Here is a 5,472-nt window from a genome sequence, read left to right as displayed (position 1 = left end):
GCGCCCGACACCTTCGGCAACGCCAGCGCGAGCCCGGCCGCCGCCAGCAGGGCGCGCCGCCCGCCAGCGGGCCGTGGGAGAGAAAAGTCGGCAAACGTCGCATGTACGAATTATTTGGCCTTGTTGACCGACAGGCGACGGCGCGCCCGGATCTGCAGGCCCGCATACGACACCGCCGCGCCCAGCAGGGCCAGCAAGATCACCATCGCCGCCAGCAGCAGCGGGCTGCGCGACAGGTTCCACTGCAGCCACGTCAGCGGCGGCAGGCGGCCCACGTAGTAGGTGTCGCCACCCAGCACGCTGTTGACCTGCGTGTCGCGCACGATGGTCATGCTGCCCTGCACGCGCTTGAGCAGGTCGGGCGTCATCAGCGCGTTCAGCAGCGCTTCCTTGGAGCCCGGGTTGGTGATGGCGGCGATCACGCTGCGGCCGCCGCGCAGCGGCGACTCGAAGCCCGCCAGCACCGCGTCGCGGCCGTCGTCGCTCACCGCGATCTGCATGCTGCCCGGCAAGTCCTCGCGGGTGCGCGCGCCGATGACGAAGTCGATGGCGTTGTCGATCCAGCTGTTGAGCTTCAGCTCGGGCGCGTTGCCGTTGCGCTTGAGCGGCATCTTGTCGGCCCACTGCGTGAACAGCGGCTGGTTCTGCAGGTTGCCGATCACCAGCAGGTCCTTGTCGGCCCATTGCGCGGCCTCGGCCGAGCGGCCCACCTTCACGCGCAGCGCGGGATAGCCGGTGGAGCGGCCGATCTGACCCAGGAGACCGAGATAGGTCTCGGTGTCGGTGTCGACGGGCTGGTCCGGCAGGATGACGGCGGTCTCGGACAGGTCGGCCATGCGCGAGAACGGGAAGCCGCCGTTGGCGTAGGCCGCCAGCTCGGGCATCGCGATGTAGTGCGGGAAGCCCGACACGTCGATCTTGGAGGTCGGGTCGATCGAGCCGCGCACGTTGTCCAGCTGCGGCACGCAGCGTCCGCCCACGGGCTCGAAGTAGTAGTGCAGGCGCAGCTGGCTGCGCGGGCCCATGGCCAGCGGCGGCAGGATCACTTCCTTGTGCTCGGCCAGCGTGCCGTCGGGCATCAGCTTCACGGCCAGCGGGTTCCACCAGCGGTCGCCGGCCGGGTTGGCCGAGCGCAGCGGCAGGCCGCCCACGAAGTTGTCGTTGACGTTGACGTTCAGCGTCGACTGGTCGGGCCGCACGCGCGGCGTGTAGCGGTATTGCAGGTCGAGCGGAATGCCACGGCTGCGCCAGGTGAACAGGTCGGGCGGCAGCTGCAGGTTCACGCGGACCACGTCGGGGTTGTAGCCCGTCACCGACAGGTCGCTGGCCGAGGTCAGCTCGCCCAGCTGCAGCGCGCGGTCGCTCGGCACCCAGCGCGGCGCGTCGTAGGGCTTGCGCACCGGCGGTTCCTGGAACGCGGTGACGGCGGCCTGCGCGCCCGCGAAGGCCTTGCTGTTCAGCGCCAGCGCGGCGGCGGCGGTGCGCAGGTCGGCGGGCGTGCGGCCCATCACCAGCAGCAGCTTGCCGGAGGCGTCCTGCGGGTTGTCGACCACGGCCAGCCCCGGGCCCTGGATGTTGGGCAACGTGAGTCCGGCAATGTTCGATTCGGGCGTGACGAACACCACCGCGTGGCCCGCCGGCAGCTCGCCGTGCGAGACCGGGAAGGTCGCGCCGCGGTAGTCGGCCAGCGCGCCGAACCACGACGACAGCACGCCCGCGGCCTCCAGCATCGGCGACGTGTCGGCGCCGCCGAAGACGAAGGGAATGCGCGCGCGCCGCACGTCGCGGCGGTCGAAGAAGGGCTGCGGCAGCCCGGCCAGGTCGTTCGCGAGCTTGAGCGGCGAGACCGTGAGCTTCAGCGTGCTGGTCGCGTCGATGCGCGCCCACAGGCTGGTGTGCGCCGGGTCTTCGCACTCGCGCGTGTAGTGGCCGATCAGCTCGACGTTGATGCGGTTGAACTCGGTGATCAGGCGCCGGTCGATCGGAATGTCGGCCGTCTGGGGCTTGCCCGCATCGGCGCGGTTCACCGGCAGCGTGGCCACCAGCACGTCGTTGACCGTGACCTTCAGGTGCGACAGCTCGGGAATGAGCGAGGGCGAGTAGGCGTAGTTCAGCTTGAACGACGCGGCCGTCACCAGCTCGTCGGCGCGCACGTTGAACGGAATGCCGACCGTGCCGCTGATGCCGCGCAGCTGCACGGCGTAGTCGATGCCCAGTTGCGTGAGGTTGAGCTCGCGCACGGCGGCGACCGGCGTGGCGGCGGGAATGGTGGACGTGGCGGCCGTTGCTGCCGCTGCTGATGTTGCGGGAAGCGGCGCGGGTGCCGGCAGGCCGGGCGAGGCCGGCGGCCGGGGCTGCGCGGAGGTGCCGCCGGTGACGGACACGGCGGCGAGGGCGATCGCCAGCATGGCGGAGGGCACGACGCGGCGATGCGCGCGCAGGGTGATCGTCACGTGGATTCCTTCGTCTTGACGGGGCGCAGCCTGGAGGTGGCCGTGCGGTAGTAATGGCTGAACATGTCCCGGAAACCCGTGCCGCTGATGCGGATGATGTGGCCCAGCACGCGGTGGATCGGCACGCGCGGATGGTTGCCCCAGCGGGCCGCCCAGATGTCGGCGCGCGCGGTCGTGCACTGCACCAGCGCGCGCTCCTGCGCGAAGCTCATGGGCGCGAAGCGCAGGCCCAGCCGCTTGCCGCTGCTGAAACGCACCGTGGAGGCGAAGCGCGACTCCTGGTCGTTGCGGTACAGCGCCACCTCGACCGGGGTCTCCAGGTCGAGCTTCAGGTCCTGCGGCAGTTCCACGCCCAGGCCGCCGCTGGAGAAGTCGAAGGTGTTGCAGCGCAGCGACTTGCCGTCGGCAAAGTACAGCGTGGCCGGCAGGTTCAGCTCCACCCGGTGCGCGCCGCGCAGCTGGCGCGACTCGTTGGCGGCCGCCACGCAGGCGCCCAGGATCATCAGGTTGTAGATGGTCCAGGCCAGGTTCAGCCACACGGTGGCGATGTTCTGCGGGTCGACCCAGGTCAGGCGCCACGCGCCCAGGCACACGCCCACGAAGTTCAGCGCCAGCAGCACCAGGCTCGCCTTGGCGATGGTGCTGTCGAAGTACTCCTGCTGGATCAGGCCGCCCTTGGCCGTCACGTTGAAGCTGCCCAGCTTGGGGTTGATCAGCGCCACCAGCGTGGGGCGGAAGATGTACCAGGCCAGCACCGCCTCGTAGACCTCGTTCCACAGCAGGTAGCGAAAGCGCCCCTGGATCCGGCTGTTGGTCAGGTTGGCGTGCAGGATGTGCGGCAGCGCAAAGGCGAAGATCATCGACGCGACGCGTGGATCACGCTCGCGCCGAAGTACAGGTACGCCAGCGGCGCCGTCAGATAGATGAGGCGAGGCAGGCCGTACAGGAAGTGCAGCATCGCGTTCACGTAGCACAGGCGCTGGGCCCAGTGCAGGCCGCGCCCGAACAGCGGGTTGTCGATGCGGAAGATCTGCGCCATGCCGCGCGCCCAGCGAATCCGCTGGCCCACGTGGCCCGACAGGCTTTCGGTGGCCAGGCCGGCGGCCTGCGGCAGCGCCAGGTACGCGGTGCTGTAGCCCAGCCGGTGCATCTTCAGGGCGGTGTGGGCGTCCTCGGTCACGGTCTCGACCGCGATGCCGCCCACTTCCTCGACGATGGTCCGGCGCAGCACCGCGCACGAGCCGCAGAAGAAGGTGGCGTTCCACAGGTCGTTGCCGTCCTGGATCAGGCCGTAGAACAGCTCGCCCTCGTTGGGCACCGTGCCGAAGGTGTCGAGGTTGCGCTCGAAGGGGTCGGCCGAGAAGAAATAGTGAGGCAGCTGGACCATGCCCAGCTTCGGGTCACGCCCGAACCAGCCCATGGCGATCTGCATGAACGAGCGCGTGGGAATGTGGTCGCAGTCGAAAATGGCGACGAACTCGCCCGTGGTGTTCTTCAGCGCGGCGTTGATGTTGCGGCCTTGGCGTGGCGGTTGTTGTCGCGCGTGACGTGGGTCACGCCCACGTCTTCGCAGAACACGCGGAACTCGTCGCGCCGGCCGTCGTCGAGCACGAAGATCTTGATCTTGTCGCGCGGCCAGTCGATCGACTGCGCCGCCAGCACGGTGGAGCGCACCACCGACAGTGCCTCGTTGTAGGTGGGAATGAACAGGTCGATGGTCGGCCACTCGGCCGGGTCTTCCGGCAGCGGCACCGGCTTGCGCTCCAGCGGCCAAGCGGTCTGCACGTAGCCCAGCAGCAGCACCACGAAGGCGTACAGCTCGGCCATCAGCAGCCCGATGCCCAGCACCAGGTCGACCGGGTTGTCCATGAACATGGTCTCGGTCACGCGCCAGTAGGTGTAGCGCGAGGACACCACGACCGACATGAAGATCAACACCAGGCTCGCGAAGCGGCCCTTGATGCGGTTGGTGATCAGCGCCGCCACGAAGATGCCCACTGACAGCACGATCTGCTGCTCGAAGGTCATCGGCGTGATGATCAGCGCGGGCAGGATCGCCAGCGCGGCCAGCCAGCCGGCGATGCGCACCGGCAGCAGGCGCAGCAGCGCGGGGGCCTCGCGGGGCGGCGCGGGCGTGGACGGGGGGGCGCTGTTCATTGTGTCGATTCCATGGACCGGGGCGTCTGCCGTGCGGCGGCGATGCGTTCGAGCAGGCGCTCGGCGCAGGAAGAAATGTCTTGCGTCGCCTGGCTCATGGGCGCGTAGCGGTGCACCGGCACCGCCGAGGCCAGCGCCTCGGGCACCGACTGGTCCAGGTGCAGCACGCCCAGCAGCTCGGGCCGCAGCCGCTGGCGCAGCACCTCGAAGACGTCGTGGTTCAGCCGCTTGCCGGGGTCGACCTGGTTCACCACGTAGGCGCTGCCGGCGTAGTCGGCGCGCGGGCGGCAGTACTTGTCGACCATGCGTTCGATGATCGGCAGCGTGGCGAACGAGCCGGCATCGGCCAGCACCGGGATCACGCAGAGATTGGCCGCGCGCAGCGCCTGCTGCAGATAGACCGAGGGGCCGGGCGGGGTGTCGAGCAGCACCAGCGTGCCCTCGGGCAGCCCGAAGCGCCCGAGCGTTTCGGCCAGCCACATTGGGTGGCGCGCGAGCTGGTGTTCGAAGGCGATCTGGCGTTCGTCGTCGACGTCGCCGAAGGGCAGCAGCATGACGCCGCCGCTGGCCGGCCGGATCGCGCGGGCCCAGGGCATCAGGCCGGTGGCGGCTTCGACCAGCCCGGTGTCGCAGGCGCCTGGCTCGTTGGCGATGTGAAAGCGCAGGGCGTTCTGCGGATCGAGGTCGATCGCGAGCACCTGCTGTCCGCGCTCGACCAGCGCGGTACACAGATTGGCGGCAATCGTGGTCTTGCCTACGCCGCCCTTGGAAGAGATGACGGGGACGACGACCATCGTCACGTCGGCCTTCGCCAGCGCGACATGGGGCCGGGCGGTGCGGCGGGCGGCTGCGGCGCGGCGAG

General features: G+C 69.6%; 2 protein-coding genes and 1 pseudogene. All 3 read right to left on the bottom strand.

From position 1 onward, the window contains the following. Positions 1 to 110 precede the first annotated feature (110 nt). Positions 111 to 2,453, bottom strand: coding sequence for a cellulose biosynthesis cyclic di-GMP-binding regulatory protein BcsB (gene bcsB, locus BMG07_RS39710; RefSeq protein WP_307867312.1), 2,343 nt, complete (start codon positions 2,451 to 2,453; stop codon positions 111 to 113). After that, positions 2,450 to 4,610, bottom strand: a pseudogene (gene bcsA / locus BMG07_RS39705) (UDP-forming cellulose synthase catalytic subunit). Before bcsA ends, bcsB begins: the two are co-directional and overlap by 4 nt. Continuing rightward, positions 4,607 to 5,472: cellulose biosynthesis protein BcsQ (gene bcsQ, locus BMG07_RS39700; protein WP_269759870.1), on the bottom strand; the 866-nt coding region annotated here is incomplete at its 5' end. The pseudogene bcsA and the gene bcsQ, both read right to left, overlap by 4 nt.

This window comes from Variovorax sp. E3, from assembly GCF_016082275.1.
Taxonomy (GTDB): domain Bacteria; phylum Pseudomonadota; class Gammaproteobacteria; order Burkholderiales; family Burkholderiaceae_C; genus Variovorax.
This window is presented reverse-complemented; position numbering and strand designations above follow the sequence as displayed.